We start from the raw sequence: 18,172 nt of genomic DNA, 5'->3' as shown, positions 1-18,172 counted from the left end.
TTTAACTATTCTCGTCCAAAATTACTCCTTGGATGAAGGGGTTTTCATGTATTATATTAACAGAGCTTTATTAATATTTAATTAAGCTATTGTTAATATATTGTAAACATCCTTCATCCTATTTTTCAGTTGCTGATTTCGGTAAAACAACTGTAAACGTTGTCCCTTCTCCAACTTCACTATCTACTGTAATCGTACCTTGATGCGCCTCTACTAAATGCTTTACAATTGATAATCCAAGGCCTGTACCACCAGTATTTCTACTTCTCGCTTTATCCACTCGGTAAAAGCGTTCAAAAATACGCGGAATTTCCTCTTTACTAATACCAATTCCAGTATCCGATACTTTTATATAAGCATTATATTTATCTTCCGCTAACTCTACTGAAACAACGCCTCCAGCCGGTGTATATACGATCGCATTATTAATTAAATTAATAAAGATTTGTTTCAGACGACTTGGATCTCCAATAACAGAGGCACGTTTTAATACATTCACTTGTAAAGAGATTTCTTTTTCTCCTGCTTTATTATCAAGCACCATATGAATATCTTCAAGCAGCCCCTTCATGTCAACGGTTCCCATATTTAATTTAAATCCTTGTTGTTCGATCTTCGACAAATCTAATAAATCTTCAATTAACCCTTGCATGCGCTCACTTTCTTTTAAAATAATGTGCAAGAAATGTTCGCAGAATTTTTTATTATCCATCGCTCCGTCTAAGAGTGTTTCTGAAAAACCTTTAATAGAAGTAATCGGTGTCTTTAATTCATGAGAAACATTCGCTAAAAAGTCTTTTCTCATTTGTTCTAATTTCTTTAACTCTGTTATGTCATGGAATACGAGAACAATCCCTTTCCATTCATGGTTTGTCCCGATAATCGGTGCTCCATATACTTCAAAGTGCTTCCGCTCAATTCCAAGTGGCAATAACATTTGTTTACGCACTTTCACTTCTGTCATAAAGATTTCTTCTACAAGCTCAATAATTTCTGTATGATGAAACGATTCATAATATAAGCGATCTAAATATTCTTCATCTGTTACGTGAAAAGTTTCCTTATAAGAGCGGTTTACAAGGTTTATATATCCGCGGCTATCAATTAAAATCATTCCGCTTCCCATATTTTCAATTAACGTATGCAGACGATCTTGCTGCATTTCTTGTTCAAGTGTCATCTCTTGTAAATTTCGAGCTAAAATATTAATTGCTTTACTCAGCATTCCAGTTTCATCCGAATGACTTTCGTATGCACGTGCTTTATAATTACCCTTTGCCAATTCAATTGCAACTTTCGTAACTGATTCAATTGGCCTAATATATTGCCCTGTAATTTTCATACCCAAAAATACAACTACGAGACAAGCAATGACAAATCCGGTAATTAATAATCCCCACGTTTTTTGATGTACGTCTCTTAAAGGATCGATTGTACTTTTCACCAAAATGTATCCTTGTTTTCCTTCTACATCTTGAACGAACACCGCATGATAAAATTCATTCTTTCGATCTGTCTCTTTCGTAATCACTTTACTTCGTTGTTTTGCCACTTCCGAAGAAAGTTCTTGAATCGTCTCTGGACTAAATGCCAATTCTTGTCCTTTTCTATATTGAACTTTCTTTTTTTCATCCACAAATACGATAGAAGCTGGTATTTTTTCTTCTAACTTTTCAAATACGTATGGATTTTTTAGGACATTATCAAAACCTTGCTCTTCTGCTAACGCCGCAACATACTCCGTTTCTTTTACCATTCTCTCTTTAGCATGATCTATATAGTAGTTTTCAAACACAGTTTCTAGCAATAAGCCTAGTCCAACTAAAATAAATACAATAAGAGAAACAAATGTAAAAAGAAGCCTGGAACGAAATTTATTCATTCCCTTTTGGCTCCTCTAATTTATATCCTAAACCACGTATCGTTTTAATGTACGTCGGTTTTTTTGTATTTTGTTCAATTTTATCGCGCAAATGGCTAATATGAACATCAACAATTCGTGTATCACCAGCAAAATCGTAATTCCATACAGCACTTAATAATTGATCACGCGTCAACACGCGACTTTTATTTTTCGCGAGATACACAAGTAGTTCAAATTCTTTTGGTGTTAATTCAAGCTTTCTTCCTTGGAAATAAGCCTCATAAAACTCCGGTAAAATTTTAAGTTCTGCAATTGTGATGCTATCTTCATCTGGCGCTTCTGCAACTTGTTCTTCTTGTTGTAATTTCGTGCGGCGCAAAATCGCCTTCACACGAGCAACAACTTCTCTTGGACTAAATGGCTTCGTCATATAATCATCTGCCCCAAGTTCAAGGCCTAGCACCTTATCAAACTCATCATCTTTTGCCGTTAACATTAAAATCGGCGTCATAACGCGCTGCAATCGTAATTCTTTACACACTTCCATACCATCCATTTTCGGAAGCATTAAATCTAATATAATTAAATCTGGGCGTTCTGTTGTCGCTTTTTGAAGCGCCATTTCTCCATCCATCGCTGTTATAACTTCAAACCCAGCTTGTTGTAAATTAAATTCAATTAAAGTTAAGATAAATTCCTCATCATCAACTACTAAAATACGATTGTTCATTCTTTTCCTCCAAGTTATAGACTTGAAACCTTCTTCATCCTAGTATTTTCCCCGTTATTCTCATCATACTAGAAAACAAGGTCCCTCTCAATATAATTGTCTATTCATGGAGATCGTTTGTGTAGAATTGAGAAAACAGACGTAATTACGCTTCACCTGCAACTACTACACAGGATTTTGCCAAACTTTATAGATTACTCTCTCTTCTTTAAAGCTCACTTCCGTATGAACTATAAAGTGAAACTTTAATCAGTGGGGGTGTTCATTCCCCACTGATTATTAGTTGAATCAATCGGGCTTTTACGGGCAGTTGATTCCCCACCTAACTTCTTTGCTTTCGCTGAATTTTGAGGTGGGATCTTACTGCCCGTTAATGCGGGATAAAATCTTGATTTTGTGCTAGGAAAAACGCGAGAGCGTATGCAATTTTATAGTCTAGTGTTTCATATCCATCAAATACTCTTCCATACATTTCATTTGCGATCGAATCGACCCACACTTCAGCTTCTCGTATCGTTTCAAAGATAACGTCCTCTCTTTTCCACCTCACCTAAAAGAATCACTCCTTTCATTGACTTCAATTACCGATGGTTATATGATTAATCTCAATATACAAATTAATATAATTTGGAGGTCTATTATGCGACTAATACTACCCATTCTATCTTTAGCAGTCACATGTATCCTTGCTTTCAACGCTCCGAGCTGGGATACGATTAAAACGGGTTGCTCAGAATTTGCTGAAGGGTTCAAAGAAGGATTTTTCAACTAAAAATAGCGCTAGCATCCTTTTAATAAGGATGCTAGCGCTATTCATATTTTCATCTTTTAAAAATTATCTAATGCTTTTTCCATAATGGAAACAGATTTAAAAGGTGGCGTTACTGTTAATGAACCCTTTACAACAGTTTCTCCTTTTTCATCATGAGCAGATACAAGCATATCAATTGTATGTTCCTCCTCAGAAACAGCCACAACTTCAAAGTGGATTTGTAACGTTTCATAATGGTGAACATGCTTCACGAACGTAAGGTCCTTCCTAGTAATATGACTTCCTGGACCCGGTAAATATTTCGTAACCGCCGTTGTAATCATCCCCGTTAGCATAATGCTTGGTACAATCGGCTTTTCATACGGAGTTTGGGATGCGTAATCATGCTGAATATATAATGGATTGGCATCATTCGTTAACCCTAAGTACAATAACAAATCTTTATCCTCAATTTTTTCAGTAATAGATAATTTCTCTCCTACTGTAATTTCATCCATTTTACGACCAATTTGAACTTTTTTCTTTAACATGTTACAATCCCCTCCGATTTTTTCACCTTATTATCCTACTAAAAACGATACCTTATCCGAAATTTACTATGATGAGGGCAATGTATAGTATAAATCTACAGTTTCATTATAGGATATTACAAATGATAGCGTTTTCATATTATTTCAAAAAAACAATTCGGTAAATAGTAGAAAAAGATTCGGGATCCCGAATCTTTTTCACTACTATTCAATTATTAAACAAGAACTTTCATTACGTTGCGTACAGATTCTACAGAGCGATCTAACGCTTCTTTTTCATCTGCAAGAAGTTCTAATTCAATAATTTTTTCAATTCCGTTACCACCTAGAATTACTGGTACCCCTAAGTAAAGGTCACTATAACCATACTCACCTTCAAGGTACGCAATAGCTGGTAATACACGGCGTTGATCTTTTAAGATTGCTTCTGTCATTTCAACTAAAGAAGCTGCTGGTGCGTAATATGCACTACCGTTTCCTAATAAGCCTACAATCTCACCGCCACCTTTACGTGTACGTTCTACGATTGCTTCTAAACGCTCTTTCGGAATTAACGTTTCTAACGGAATACCGCCTGCATAAGAATAACGCACAAGAGGTACCATGTCGTCACCATGTCCACCAAGAACAAATCCTGTAATATCTTTTACAGAAAGATTTAATTCTTGTGCGATGAATGTACGGAAACGAGCTGTATCTAATACGCCCGATTGGCCGATTACACGCTCTTTCGGGAATCCCGCTTCTTTAAATACAGAATATGTCATTGCATCAACTGGATTTGTTAACACAACAATAATTGCATTTGGTGAATGTTTTGCAATGTCGCGCGTAATACTTTTCATAATTTTAGAGTTCGTTGCTACTAAGTCATCACGGCTCATACCAGGCTTACGTGCAATACCTGCTGTAATAACGACAACGTCAGAATCAGCAGTATCTGCGTAATCAGATGTTCCAATAATGTTAGCATCAAAACCTTGTACTGGGCTCGCTTCTAACATATCTAACGCTTTCCCTTTTGTTGGATTTTCCAGTTGTGGAATGTCCACTAATACAACATCTGCAAGTTCTTTTTGTGCTAATAAGAATGCCGTTGTTGCTCCTGTAAATCCTGCACCGATGACTGAAACCTTCTTGCGTTTGATTGTCATAATTTACCCCCCCGCTTTAATTATGCGTTTTTGATTATCGCTACATCCATGTTTTTAATAAGCTCATTAGCAAACTCAGAACATTTCACTTCTGTTGCGCCTTCCATTAGGCGAGCGAAGTCATATGTTACTACTTTTGATGCAATTGTTTTCTCAACTGAATCTGTTACTAATTTCGCTGCTTCATTCCATCCTAAGTGTTCTAATAATAATACACCTGAAAGAAGAACTGAAGATGGGTTTACTTTATCTAAACCTGCATATTTTGGAGCTGTACCATGTGTAGCTTCAAAGATAGCATGTCCAGTCACATAGTTAATGTTTGCACCAGGTGCAATACCAATTCCACCTACTTGTGCAGCAAGTGCATCAGAGATATAGTCACCATTTAAGTTCATTGTTGCAACAACATCGAACTCACGTGGACGAGTTAAAATTTGTTGTAAGAAGATGTCTGCAATAGAATCTTTTACGATGATTTTTCCAGCCACTTCAGCGTCTGCCATCGCTTTATTCGCTGCATCTTTACCATCTTTTTCAACAATGCGATCATATTCAGCCCAAGTAAATACTTTGTCGCCGAATTCTTGTTCCGCTACTTCGTAACCCCAGTTTTTGAAAGCACCTTCTGTAAATTTCATAATGTTTCCTTTATGAACTAATGTAACAGAAGAACGTTTTTCGTTAATTGCATATTGAATTGCAGCACGAACAAGACGCTTTGTCCCTTCTTCTGAGATTGGTTTAATACCAATACCAGATGTTTCTGGGAAGCGGATTTTATTAACACCCATTGCTTCTTTTAAGAAAGCAAGAACTTTTTCTGCTTCTGGAGATCCTTGTGCATATTCAATTCCAGCATAAATGTCTTCTGTATTTTCACGGAAAATAACCATATCAGTATCTTCCGGACGTTTTACAGGTGAAGGAACACCTTCAAAATAACGAACTGGACGTAGACATACATATAGATCTAATTCTTGACGAAGTGCTACGTTTAGAGAACGAATACCACCGCCAACTGGAGTTGTAAGTGGACCTTTGATTGCGATTAAATATTCGCGGATTAAATTTAAAGTCTCTTCTGGTAACCATTCGCCTGTTTGGTTGAATGCTTTTTCCCCTGCAAGCACTTCTTTCCAAACGATTTTCTTCTCACCATCATAAGCTTTTTCAACTGCTGCTTCTATTACGCGAGATGCAGCTGCCCAAATATCAGGACCAATTCCATCTCCTTCGATAAATGGAATAATCGGATTGTTTGGTACATTCATAACACCATTAGTTACAGTAATTTTTTCACCTGTCGTCAATGTGATAACCCCCATGTTTGAAATTTCATATGTATGAAACTGAGGGAATAACCCCTCAGTTCAAACCGTTAGTCAAATTAAAATATTCTAATCATTACATCTTTCCGAAAAAATCAGACTTTTGAAAGCGTATTTTCACTATCGAAATAGTGTTTTTCGCTTATCTTTGTGCAATTGGAACATACACTTGATGCGTTGGTCCATTATAATCAGCACGCGGACGGATTAAACGGTTGTTTTCATATTGTTCTAGAATATGAGCTAACCAGCCTGACATACGGCTAATTGCAAAAATAGGTGTAAATAAGTCATGGTCAATTCCTAGACAATGGTATACAGAAGCTGAATAGAAATCAACATTTGGTGGAAGACCTTTTTCTTTTGTTACAATGTCTTCAATTTTGATAGACATATTATACCATTTGTCTTCTCCTAAAAGCACGCATAATCTCTTAGACATTTCACGTAAGTGTTTTGCACGTGGATCACCCTGCTCATACACACGATGGCCAAAGCCCATGATTTTCACTTTATTTTGAAGAGCATTATGAATATATGACTCTACATTTTCTTCTTCGCCAATTTCAGTTAACATCTTCATTACATTTTCATTTGCCCCACCGTGAAGAGGACCTTTTAATGCACCAATTGCTGCTGTAATACCAGAATATACATCTGAAAGTGTAGCTACGCAAACACGTGCAGTAAATGTAGAAGCGTTTAACTCATGATCTGCATGAAGTACAAGCGCCTTATCAAAAGCTTCAATTTCAACTTCATTTGGCTCGCGATTATTTAACATGTACAAGAAGTTTGCAGCTAATGATAAATCCTTTCTTGGCTCAACAATATCTAAACCTTTACGGATTCTCGCGTAAGCAGCAACTAAAGTTCCCACTTGAGCCTGTAATTTAACCGCTTTCAAATAATTAGACTTTTCATCCATAATTTCAGCGCTCTCATCGTATAATGATAGCATGGAAATTGCAGTTCGTAAAACAGACATCGGATGTGCAACTTTTAAATCTACTTGTTTCAAATATGTTAAAATCTCACCTGGAACTTTATAGTATTCAGATACAATTTCATTAAATTCCGCTAGTTCTTTTTCATTAGGAAGCTTGCGGTGCCATAATAAGTACACTACTTCTTCAAACGTAGCATTCTCAGCTAAATCATCAATATTATACCCAACATAAGTTAATGTATCATCAATAATAGAGCTCACAGATGATGTTGTTGCTACTACCCCTTCTAAACCTCGAATAACAGTCATGACATTCTCTCCTTTTCCTGAAAATTCTCCCAACCTTGCTCCTTATATCTATTTGCTCCCCTTATGAATTATGAACGCCCGTTCACTCTTTAGGCAAGCAAAATGCACGATCATGCAAATTTGTTGCGATGTTCCCCTCTTATTGTCCATTGTTTACATGGAAAGCATGAGCGTGAATGTCTCCCCGAATCCTCACGCTCAAAACAACAAGTTAGTGAGGAAAACACATTCCGAAGAGTTTTATGATAAAAACAACATAAAACAATATCATTATAAAATTGTTTTATGTTGTTTTTATTTTATCTGGTGTAAAGTCTCTGCTGTTATGTAACTTTTCAAAGTTTCTAATCCTATTATAAACAATTATCTGACTTTTGTGAACAGAAAGAATTCAAAAATTTTATATTACTATAAAATTCCTTATTTAAACATTTGTATAATACTCATAACCGCATAGGCAATTCCAGCCCCAATTAACGGACCAACAGCAACCCCATTAAATAACGCAACCGCTATAATTGTCCCAAAAACAAGCGCAGTTGTAATATGAGGATCCGTTGTCAACAATTGCACGCCGCCTTTCGCTAACAAAGCGACTGCTACACCTGAAGCTAAAGCAATCCACGCATAATACGATTTCGCCGCTTCTCCAAGTTGTTTAAAACCTATTTCCCCCGTCGCAATCGGTACTAGCACCGCTATTGTAATGACCGTTACACCTAGGTTAATTCCTTTCGTTTGTAAATAAGGAAAGACCTTATCTCCTAAAAACGTAAATTTGAATAGAAATAACACACCAATAGCTACAGTAAGCGATTGGTTTTTAGCAATAAGTCCTATAATAAGTAGTATGAATAAAAATAACGTTGACTGACTAATCATGTTTACACTTCCTTTCTGAAAATAATGAACTCATTTCAAAACAAAAATACCTTTAAACCTATCGTTATACATGCTATACAGATGCCTATTTATCGATAACACCTTCAATTTTTTATACATTTTAAAATTTAAAAAAGAGACTTTCACCAAAAAAATTTAAGCATGTATACATTTTTGAAAACAGTCGTCTCTTCTTTCTTTTCTAATAAGAAACAGGTAAAATAAAAAGAAGAGAAAATGAAGTTTTTACCATATAGTAGTAGCATCACCAATAGGCTTTCACAGCCATTCATATACCGAAAAAAGCAGGCTAAATCCATCATTCCACTATAACATAAAGTAACACTTTGATCAGTTGGGCATCTTCCACTAATTATTAGCCTTCATCAATTGGGCTTTGGCGGGAGATTTACTGCCGATAAAGTGAGACTTTAATCAGCAGAGCACGTTAGTTATAAGTTGAACGAATTAGGATAATCCAAATCGGAATGGGAGGTATACATCTTTGAACCGAAACTTACTATATACGATATTGCGACTCATATTTGTCATTGTAGCAACGATAGCTGGGTTCTATGTATTACTATACATGTCAGGGCTTATCTATCCTTTTATTATCGCTTTTGCATTTGCTTATTTGATTAATCCTGTCGTCAATTTCCTTAATCAAAAACTACAATTTCCTCGCGCACTAGCAGTACTCGTTAGCTTAATTCTCGTATTTGGAGCTATCGTTGGACTTGTTACATATCTTGTGACTGAAGCAATATCTGCCACAACATACTTACTCCAACTTGTTACAGTAAAGTTTCCGGATATCGTTACATTCGCTCAGCAATTTGCACTTAATCATATTATGCCTCTCTACGATGATTTAATCTCTAAATTTAATCATCTTGGAGAACCACAGCGCTATACAATTACACAAAACATTCAAAACTTAGGAACAGAAGCAACAACACAAATGAAAGAACTTTTAACCGCCATTATAAGCGGATTAACGAATTTCATTAGTGCACTGCCAACAACGTTAACTGTCCTTGTATTCATTTTATTAGCCACTTTCTTCATTAGTTACGATTGGCACCGTCTTGCTCAAAAAGCAAGAAAATTACTACCAAATCGTGTACATGGCTACGGAAAAACTATTTTTGTCGACTTAAAAAAAGCTTTATTTGGTTTTGTGAAAGCACAACTTACACTCGTATCTATGACAACCGTCATTGTACTGATCGGCCTTTTAATATTACGCGTACCATACGCCATTACTATTGCGATTATTACAGGAGTTGTAGATTTACTACCATATTTAGGAACAGGCGCAGTCTTCGTTCCATGGGTTATATACGTATTTTTCACTGGCGATACCGCATTCGCCATTGGTCTTCTCATTTTATACATCGTCGTGATTGTCCAAAGACAAATTATGGAACCGAAAGTGCTTTCATCTAACATCGGTCTCGATCCATTAGCAACACTCGTCGCTCTATTTGTCGGCTTTAAGCTTTTTGGCTTTTTAGGATTAATCATCGGCCCAGTCACCTTAGTACTACTTAATACATTACACAAAGCTAATGTCTTCCATGACTTGTGGAAATATATTAAAGGTTCACCTTCAAAATAAAAGTTTCTAATTCATATAAAAAACAAGCTGTAATCAGTGGGAATTTCCCACTGATTATTCCTTTCACTTATTTTTTCACACTACTCACATGTAACAAGAGTATTACCCAAAAAAGGATAATCCTCTTGTTTTTTTGCATAAAAAAAACACATTTTCTAATCAAAAATACATTTTTATTCTATTTTATCTATATTTATTACTTACATTTATTACTTTTTATGTAAATGAATAAATATACAAAATAGCATAGAATAAGGCTTCAACTACAATCCTCGCCTTTTATATGAATTCTTTACACCAATCGTTCATTTATATACGAAAGCAAAACTTTAATTTAGCTGCATTTCTCTCCATCTTATTCATCCAAATTAATAGCACTTAAAAATCACACGTTTAATAGAAGCACAACAAGAGTTCAAACGAAAATTATATAGCAAATATAATAAGCGAACGTTTTGTTCATCCCCCACGCATCAGACACTTACGAGCAGCACAGCTTTGAGATAGAAATCCACCCCACAAATGGTGCGATAAAGCCAAACTTCAATCACAAAGTTCCTCTCCTCTTACAAGACAAAAAAATAGCACTTAGATCGTTATAATCTAAGTGCTATTTCTGAATGATAATAGTAGAGTTCTTTCTAAATTTCCATTCCATCCACTTCATAACAAGCGGCTTCAATAAAGCTCTCGTAATAGGGATCACGCATATAAACCCTAGCACATCTGTCACATACCCAGGAAGCACCAAGAGAATACCTCCTACAAATACAAAAATACCATCTAGTACTGCCTCACCTGGCATTTCCCCTCTATTCAACTTAGATCGAATTTCTCCAAGCACTTTAAATCCTTGTCTTTTCGCCAAATACACACCTACAACACCTGTAAATACAATCATAGCGAACGTAGACCATAATCCTATTACCTGACTTGATCCAATTAAGACCGTAATCTCAATCGCCGGTATTAAAATAAACAAGAATAGTAACCACTTCATAGTTCTACACCTCTCTCTCAACTCACTTTTAACGCCCTCACAACGCCTATATACATCATATGAAATATAGATACCCTTTCATATTAAAACCCATAACAAACAGCTTTCAAAAGCAATTCTAGGCATTTTAAGCTAATTCCATCTCGTTTTTGTGTAAAAAAAAAGAGAAGGACTCCGATCCTTCTCTCCGTATTACTTATAGCACTTCCGCATGTCCATTATAAACAATTCCGCGTGCTGCATCAACTGTTACTTCTTGGCCATTTTTTAAAGTTACTGTTACGCCGCTTACACCAACGATAACAGGAATACCGATTGATACGCCTACAACAGCCGCATGGCTTGTTAAGCCACCTTCTTCTACAACTAAAGCAGCAGCTTTTTCGATTGCAGGAATCATATCTTTATCAGTACTTGTTGTAACAAGGATATCACCTTCGTTTACGTTCGCTACAGCTTCAGCAGCTGTTTTTGCTACAACTACTTTACCTTTTGCAGCTTTACGACCGATTCCTTGTCCTTTAGCAACTTCTTCACCAACAACGTGGATTTTCATTAAGTTTGTTGTACCAGTTTCAGCAACTGGAACACCAGCGGTAATTACTACAGTATCTCCAAGTCCGATTAGACCTGCATCCATACCTGTTTGAATTGCTGTATCTAGCATTTCGTCAGTTGAAGCCGCGCGCTTCTCAGCCATAAATGCTTGTACACCCCAAACAAGCGCAAGACGACGCCCTACTTGCTCGTCAGATGTTACAGCTACGATTGGAGATTTTGGACGGTATTTAGAGATCATTTTCGCAGTATGTCCACTTTCTGTTGGAGCTACGATTGCAGCTACATCAAGAGCAAGTGCTGTATGCGCAACAGATTGGCTAATTGCATCTGTAATTGTTGGAGTGAACTCTTTAATACGTTTTTTGAACATATCTTCGTATTGTAATGATTTTTCAACACGTACTGCAATGTTAGCCATCATTGTTACTGCTTCTACCGGGTATTGACCAGCAGCTGTTTCACCTGAAAGCATGATTGCATCTGTACCATCGAAGATTGCGTTAGCTACGTCACTTGCTTCCGCACGAGTTGGACGTGGGTTACGTTGCATAGAGTCTAACATTTGTGTCGCAGTAATAACTGGTTTACCTAACACGTTACATTTTTTGATTAGACGTTTTTGTACTAATGGTACTTCTTCTGGTGGAATTTCTACACCCATATCACCACGAGCTACCATTAAACCGTCAGAAACTTCTAAGATTGAATCGATGTTGTCGATACCTTCTTGGTTTTCGATTTTTGGTACGATTTGGATGTATTGAGCGTTATGCTCTTCTAATAATTCACGGATTTCTAATACGTCAGACGCTTTACGTACGAATGAAGCTGCGATGAAATCAACTTTTTGCTCGATACCGAAGATGATATCTTTTACGTCTTTTTCAGTGATACCAGGAAGCTTAATGCTTACGTTTGGTACGTTAACACCTTTTTTATTTTTCACAGTTCCGCTGTTAAGAACTTTTGTACGGATGTTTCCATCAGCTTTTTCGATTACTTCTAGTTCGATAAGACCGTCATCGATTAGAATGCGAGAACCTGGGTCTACATCGTCATAAAGACCAGCATAAGATACAGAGAACTTCTCTGCAGTACCTAATACTTGCTCAGTAGAAAGAACTACTTCTGCACCTGTTACAAGCTCAGCTTGTCCGTCTACGAAGTCGTGAGTACGGATTTCTGGACCTTTTGTATCAAGTAAGATACCAACTGTTTTACCAGTTTTCTTTGAAGCTTCACGAATGTTTTTAATACGAGCTCCGTGCTCTTCATGGCTACCATGAGAGAAGTTTAAACGAGCAACGTTCATACCTGCTTCAATTAATTGCTCTAATTTTTCAATACTTTCACTAGCAGGACCTATAGTACATACAATTTTAGTTTTACGCATATTGCACCTCCGAAAATTATGAAACCGTTCCCAAATATCCGACATTACGCCGATTAGATGGATAATTCTTTAGATAATTGATACATATCTTTATCGATTGTATGCTTTTGAGCTAACGCTTCGATAATATCATGATCAACAAGTTTGTTATCTTGAATACCTACACAACGTCCACCTCTACCAGCAATTAATAATTCAACTGCTCTTGCGCCAAGACGACTTGCTAATACACGGTCTTGTGCACTTGGTGATCCGCCACGTTGTACGTGACCTAATACAGTTACACGAGTATCAAAGTTTGTTGCTTCTTCAATGTGCTTACCGATGTCAATTGCACTTCCAACACCTTCAGCTACAACGATAATACTGTGTTTTTTACCACGTTCACTACCGCGCTTCAGACGAGCGATAACATCATCCATGTCATACTCTTCTTCTGGAATTAAGATTGTTTCTGCACCATCAGCTAAACCAGCCCATAATGCGATATCACCAGCGTGACGTCCCATTACTTCGATAACATATGTACGTTCATGAGATGTAGCTGTGTCACGGATTTTATCAATTGCATCAATAACAGTGTTTAAAGCTGTATCGAAACCAATTGTGAAGTCTGTTCCAGGGATATCATTGTCGATTGTACCTGGTACACCAACACATGGGAATCCTTGTTCAGTTAATTTTTTAGCGCCTTGGTAAGAACCATCTCCACCAATAACAACAAGTCCTTCGATACCATGTTTCTTTAATTGCTCGATACCTTTTAGTCGTACTTCTGGATCTTTAAACTCAGGACATCTTGCTGTATATAATTTCGTACCACCGCGGTGGATAATATCGCCAACAGAACCAAGTTCTAATTTTTCAATGTGACCAGAAATTAATCCAGCGTATCCATGGTAAATACCATATACTTCAATATCATGGAAAATCGCTTTACGAACAACTGCACGAATGGCAGCATTCATACCAGGTGAATCTCCACCACTTGTTAATACACCAATACGTTTCATTTGTACTCACCTCATAAAGATTATTTGCCTTATAATAAAATAACACGAAAAAATATAAAAACACAATGGAGAAGATGTGTCTTTTCATAATAAAAACGTGCATTCGCGAAGAGGAACGCACGCTTTTCTTATTTTATCCCAATGGAAGCGTTTGAAAACGAAACTTGCCCAATTTTCATATATTTTTCATAACGTTTTTCGATTAATTCATCTTTCGAAATTTCGTTTAATTGTTCAAAAGTTTTTCTAATCATTAAGTCTATATTTTCTGACTGTTTCAAAAGATTACGGTGAGCTCCACCTTTTGCCTCTGGAATAATTTCATCAATTACACCTAATTCTTTCAAATCTGCTGCTGTAATTTTCATTGCCTCTGCAGCTTCCTTTGCTTTTCCTGCATCTTTCCAAAGAATTGCCGCTGCACCCTCTGGTGTAATAACAGAATAAGTGGAATTTTCTAGCATATGAATGTAATCTCCAACTCCAAGGCCCAGCGCACCGCCACTACCACCTTCACCGATAACAATACAAATAACAGGTACAGTTAAACCTGCCATTTCAAATAAATTGCGGGCGATAGCTTCACTTTGACCACGTTCTTCAGCAGCTTTACCAGGATAAGCCCCTTTCGTATCAATAAAACAAATAATAGGACGATTGAACTTTTCCGCCTGCTTCATTAAGCGTAATGCTTTTCGATATCCTTCTGGATGAGGCATTCCAAAGTTACGGCGAATATTTTCTTTCGTATCTTTTCCGCGCTGATGCCCAATTACAGTTACAGGCATCCCTTTATATTTCGCAATGCCGCCGACAATCGCTGCATCATCGCCAAATAGACGATCTCCATGACATTCGAAAAAATCAGTAAATAAGTGCTCAATATAATCGAGCGTTGTCGGTCGTTCTGCATGACGAGCAATTTGAACACGGTCCCATACTTTCAGATTACCGTATATATCTTCCTCTAAATTTTCTAGCTTGTCTTCCAAAATACGAATCTCCTCACTGAAGTCCATCTGGCTGTTTTTCGTATAGTCTTTCAGTTCACGAATCTTATTTCTTAGCTCAACAACTGGTTTTTCAAATTCTAGCTCTGCCATACAGCCATTCCCCCTCCTTGATGAACTTCTAAAATCTTGCGAAGCGATTCTCTCATATCATCACGATGCACCACCGCATCTAATTGACCATGATCTAGTAAGAATTCTGCCGTTTGGAAATCTTCCGGTAGTTTCTCACGCACCGTTTGTTCAATTACACGTCTACCAGCAAATCCGATAAGTGCACCTGGTTCTGCAAGATTATAATCACCAAGTGAAGCGAAACTCGCTGAAACCCCGCCCGTCGTCGGGTGAGTCATAACAGAAATAAATAATCCTCCTGCATTACTATGCTTTTTCAAAGCTACGCTTGTTTTTGCCATTTGCATTAAACTTAATATACCTTCTTGCATACGGGCACCACCCGAAGCAGTAAAGATAATAAATGGAACTTGTAAGTCGTACGCCTTTTCAACCGCACGGGCGATTTTCTCTCCTACTACAGAGCCCATGCTCCCCATTCGAAAACGAGAATCCATTACTGCAACAACAACAAGCATGTCATCAATTGTTCCTTCACCAGTTACAACCGCTTCGTTCAATTCAGTCTTCTTACGATCGCTCTCTAGTTTCTCTTCATAACCTGGAAACTCGAGTGGATTTAATGAAACCATTTCTTTGTCATACTCACGGAATGACCCTTCGTCCAATATACTATCAAGACGTTCCCATGCATTCATAGGATGATGATATCCACAATTCACACATACTTTTAAATTTTTTAGAAGTTCTTTCGTATACATGATTTTTTTACATTCCGGACATTTTGTCATAACGCCATCTGGTACATCTTTTCGTACTTGTTCTGAAGGTATTGCAGCGTACTTTTTCTTTTTCACGAATAAATCTCTTAGCACAATTTGACCCCCTTCGTTGAGAGCTAAGGTTAGCGTAAGAAGAAAATGGGGCTAACACCAAAGTTTGATGTTAGCCTTATCTTCTCAATCTGTCTAATAACCTCACTCTTTACGTTTAACTTTAACCGCTACGCGGTAGAATGTTTGTCATAACGTGTCATGGTCATTTCGACAAATTTTATACATTACGAGTGAAACTGTATATTCTCTACTAATTCATCGTAAATTTTTAGTGCATCATTTTCTTGTTTTTCTTCCAAAGTAGCATAAAGCTTTCTATACATATCGATAGAATCTCTTGAAACTTTACAAGAAAGAGTTGCTACGTAATCATTTACGATCATCCAAATGCGATATAGTAAATAATTATCGACTTGTTCAATAAGTGTTTTAAAGAACGTTTGATGAAGCGTTTGGATTGAGTTTTCATTTCCTTCAAGTACTTGGTGTAATCTACTTAGTACTTTAGAAAATGTTTCTTTCGGTAAATTACATACAATTCGAATCATATCTTTCTCAAGCAATCGTTTCGTTTGTAATAAATCACGAATTGTTTTCTCATCTTGCAGTAAGAACGGAGCAATTAATTGTACAAGGCCGTTATCATAAAAGTTTCGAATAAACGTCCCTTCACCACGTCTCGTTTCAATCAATCCTACCAGTTCTAAAGCACGCAATGCTTCTCTTACAGAGGAACGTCCTACGTTTAAGCGTGAACTTAACTCACGCTCAGACGGCAAACGATCCCCCGCTACCAATCCATCCTCTTCCATAATGGAACGGATTTTTTTTACAATTTCGAGATATACTTTTGTATTTGATGATGTCAATGGAAATTCCTCGCTTATTCTTTACCAATCAGCGCTAATTGTTTTGTTTTTTCAGCGATCTCATTTGGATCTACTTGACGGCGAGCTACTCCTGTCTCCATTGCTGCTTTTGCAACGTAAGCCGCTACTTGAGGCGCTACACGCGCGTCAAATGGTGCTGGAATGATATAGTCTGCATTCAACTCATCTTCTGCTACAAGCTCAGCAATAGCCTGTACAGCTGCCATCTTCATTTCTTCGTTAATTTGTGTCGCATGTACGTCAAGTGCACCGCGGAAAATACCAGGGAACGCCAGTACATTATTTACTTGGTTCGGGAAGTCAGAACGACCTGTTCCAACAACAGCTGCGCCCGCTGCTTTTGCCAATTCTGGCATAATTTCTGGAACTGGATTTGCCATTGCAAAAATAATCGCATTGTCATTCATTGTACGAACCATCTCTTCTGTTAATGCACCTTCTGCAGATACACCAATGAATACGTCCGCACCTTGTACAACATCAGCTAAAGAACCTTCTATACGATTCTTATTTGTATATTTTGCAACTTCATCCTTCACCGGATTCATACCTGTAGGACGACCATCATAGATTGCCCCTTTACGGTCACACATAATAATGTCGCGTACACCATAGCGATATAAAAGTTTAATAATTGCAATACCTGCTGCACCTGCGCCATTTGCGACAACTTTAATGTCAGACATTTTCTTTCCAACTAATTTCAGTGCATTTACAAGACCTGCTACTGTTACGATAGCTGTTCCGTGTTGATCATCATGGAAGATAGGAATATTTGTTTCTTTTTTCAAACGCTCTTCAATAATGAAGCAGTTTGGTGCTGCGATATCTTCTAAGTTAACGCCGCCAAAAGTTGGCTCCATTAATTTTACAGTTTCAACAATTTTATCTACATCGTTTGTATTTAAGGCAATCGGGAATGCATCTACACCAGCAAAGCTCTTGAATAATACAGCTTTACCTTCCATTACTGGAAGAGATGCTTCAGGTCCAATGTTACCAAGACCAAGTACAGCTGTTCCGTCTGTCACAACTGCTACCATATTTCCCTTCATCGTATATTCATATACCTTACTTTTATCGTCATAAATTTCTTTACAAGGTTCTGCAACCCCTGGAGAATATGCAAGACTTAAATCTTTTGCATTTTCTACTTTTACTTTTGATACAGTTTCTAATTTTCCTTGATGCACTTTATGCATGTGAAGTGCTTCTTCACGAAGTGTTGACAAACTATCCACTCTCCTCA

17 protein-coding genes are annotated in these 18,172 nt (G+C 37.2%); 2 read left to right on the top strand and 15 right to left on the bottom strand.

Annotated elements, in window-relative coordinates; all coding sequences use genetic code 11:
• Positions 1-118 precede the first annotated feature (118 nt).
• The 3 genes from phoR to C4S65_RS01800 form a co-directional block, all read right to left on the bottom strand.
• Positions 119-1,882, bottom strand: coding sequence for a sensory box histidine kinase PhoR (gene phoR, locus C4S65_RS01810; protein WP_098838548.1), 1,764 nt, complete (start codon positions 1,880-1,882; stop codon positions 119-121).
• Positions 1,875-2,594 carry a two-component system response regulator PhoP gene (gene phoP, locus C4S65_RS01805; RefSeq protein ID WP_001065220.1) on the bottom strand — a complete coding sequence of 240 codons (720 nt, stop codon included), beginning with the start codon at positions 2,592-2,594 and terminating at the stop codon, positions 1,875-1,877. The genes phoR and phoP overlap by 8 nt, the downstream gene beginning before the upstream one ends.
• A 370-nt stretch (positions 2,595-2,964) precedes the next feature.
• Positions 2,965-3,144 carry a hypothetical protein gene (locus tag C4S65_RS01800; RefSeq protein ID WP_001267381.1) on the bottom strand — a complete coding sequence of 60 codons (180 nt, stop codon included), beginning with the start codon at positions 3,142-3,144 and terminating at the stop codon, positions 2,965-2,967.
• Positions 3,145-3,234: 90 nt separating this feature from the next.
• Here C4S65_RS01800 and C4S65_RS35050 point away from each other — a divergent pair, with 90 nt between their 5' ends.
• On the top strand, positions 3,235-3,366 hold the full coding sequence (locus tag C4S65_RS35050; RefSeq protein ID WP_001237011.1) for a hypothetical protein: 132 nt from the start codon (positions 3,235-3,237) through the stop codon (positions 3,364-3,366).
• Positions 3,367-3,422: 56 nt separating this feature from the next.
• On the opposite strand, the gene C4S65_RS01790 is transcribed toward C4S65_RS35050, so the two are convergent.
• The 5 genes from C4S65_RS01790 to C4S65_RS01765 form a co-directional block, all read right to left on the bottom strand.
• Positions 3,423-3,896: a MaoC/PaaZ C-terminal domain-containing protein gene (locus tag C4S65_RS01790; RefSeq protein ID WP_000914180.1), complete on the bottom strand. Its 474-nt coding sequence runs from the start codon at positions 3,894-3,896 to the stop codon at positions 3,423-3,425.
• Positions 3,897-4,111: 215 nt separating this feature from the next.
• Positions 4,112-5,050, bottom strand: coding sequence for a malate dehydrogenase (gene mdh / locus C4S65_RS01785; protein ID WP_000153232.1), 939 nt, complete (start codon positions 5,048-5,050; stop codon positions 4,112-4,114).
• Between the two features lie 20 nt (positions 5,051-5,070).
• Positions 5,071-6,363, bottom strand: a complete 1,293-nt coding sequence (gene icd / locus C4S65_RS01780; protein WP_000206893.1) for an NADP-dependent isocitrate dehydrogenase — start codon at positions 6,361-6,363, stop codon at positions 5,071-5,073.
• Positions 6,364-6,523: 160 nt separating this feature from the next.
• Entirely contained in the window at positions 6,524-7,672 is a 1,149-nt protein-coding gene (citZ, locus tag C4S65_RS01775) for a citrate synthase (protein WP_003307960.1), read from the bottom strand.
• A 387-nt stretch (positions 7,673-8,059) separates the two neighbouring features.
• The gene (locus C4S65_RS01765; protein ID WP_000625504.1) at positions 8,060-8,521 is read right to left on the bottom strand and encodes a DUF441 domain-containing protein; all 462 of its coding nucleotides are present in this window, start codon (positions 8,519-8,521) and stop codon (positions 8,060-8,062) included.
• A gap of 505 nt (positions 8,522-9,026) precedes the next feature.
• On the opposite strand from C4S65_RS01765, the gene ytvI reads away from it, so the two are divergent.
• The gene (gene ytvI, locus C4S65_RS01760) at positions 9,027-10,145 is read left to right on the top strand and encodes a sporulation integral membrane protein YtvI (RefSeq protein ID WP_001081402.1); all 1,119 of its coding nucleotides are present in this window, start codon (positions 9,027-9,029) and stop codon (positions 10,143-10,145) included.
• A gap of 610 nt (positions 10,146-10,755) precedes the next feature.
• Here the strand turns inward: ytvI and C4S65_RS01755 are convergent.
• From C4S65_RS01755 to C4S65_RS01725, 7 genes are all read right to left on the bottom strand, one after another.
• Positions 10,756-11,145, bottom strand: coding sequence for an FxsA family protein (locus C4S65_RS01755; protein WP_098838547.1), 390 nt, complete (start codon positions 11,143-11,145; stop codon positions 10,756-10,758).
• Between the two features lie 196 nt (positions 11,146-11,341).
• Positions 11,342-13,099 carry a pyruvate kinase gene (gene pyk / locus C4S65_RS01750; protein ID WP_098838546.1) on the bottom strand — a complete coding sequence of 586 codons (1,758 nt, stop codon included), beginning with the start codon at positions 13,097-13,099 and terminating at the stop codon, positions 11,342-11,344.
• Positions 13,100-13,152: 53 nt separating this feature from the next.
• A complete protein-coding gene (gene pfkA / locus C4S65_RS01745) occupies positions 13,153-14,112 on the bottom strand; it encodes a 6-phosphofructokinase (RefSeq protein ID WP_000821158.1) in 960 nt (319 codons plus the stop codon).
• 128 nt (positions 14,113-14,240) lie between these two features.
• A complete protein-coding gene (gene accA, locus C4S65_RS01740; protein WP_086405843.1) occupies positions 14,241-15,215 on the bottom strand; it encodes an acetyl-CoA carboxylase carboxyl transferase subunit alpha in 975 nt (324 codons plus the stop codon).
• A complete protein-coding gene (gene accD, locus C4S65_RS01735; RefSeq protein WP_000942858.1) occupies positions 15,203-16,072 on the bottom strand; it encodes an acetyl-CoA carboxylase, carboxyltransferase subunit beta in 870 nt (289 codons plus the stop codon). The genes accA and accD overlap by 13 nt, the downstream gene beginning before the upstream one ends.
• A 185-nt stretch (positions 16,073-16,257) precedes the next feature.
• On the bottom strand, positions 16,258-16,902 hold the full coding sequence (locus C4S65_RS01730; RefSeq protein ID WP_061666064.1) for a GntR family transcriptional regulator: 645 nt from the start codon (positions 16,900-16,902) through the stop codon (positions 16,258-16,260).
• Positions 16,903-16,916: 14 nt separating this feature from the next.
• Entirely contained in the window at positions 16,917-18,125 is a 1,209-nt protein-coding gene (locus tag C4S65_RS01725; RefSeq protein WP_161114790.1) for a malic enzyme-like NAD(P)-binding protein, read from the bottom strand.
• Positions 18,126-18,172 lie beyond the last annotated feature (47 nt).

The organism is Bacillus sp. ok061, from assembly GCF_900108285.1.
GTDB classification, from domain to species: domain Bacteria; phylum Bacillota; class Bacilli; order Bacillales; family Bacillaceae_G; genus Bacillus_A; species Bacillus_A thuringiensis_S.
Note: the sequence above shows the minus strand (reverse complement) of the source record. Positions and strands in the feature narration are given on the sequence as shown.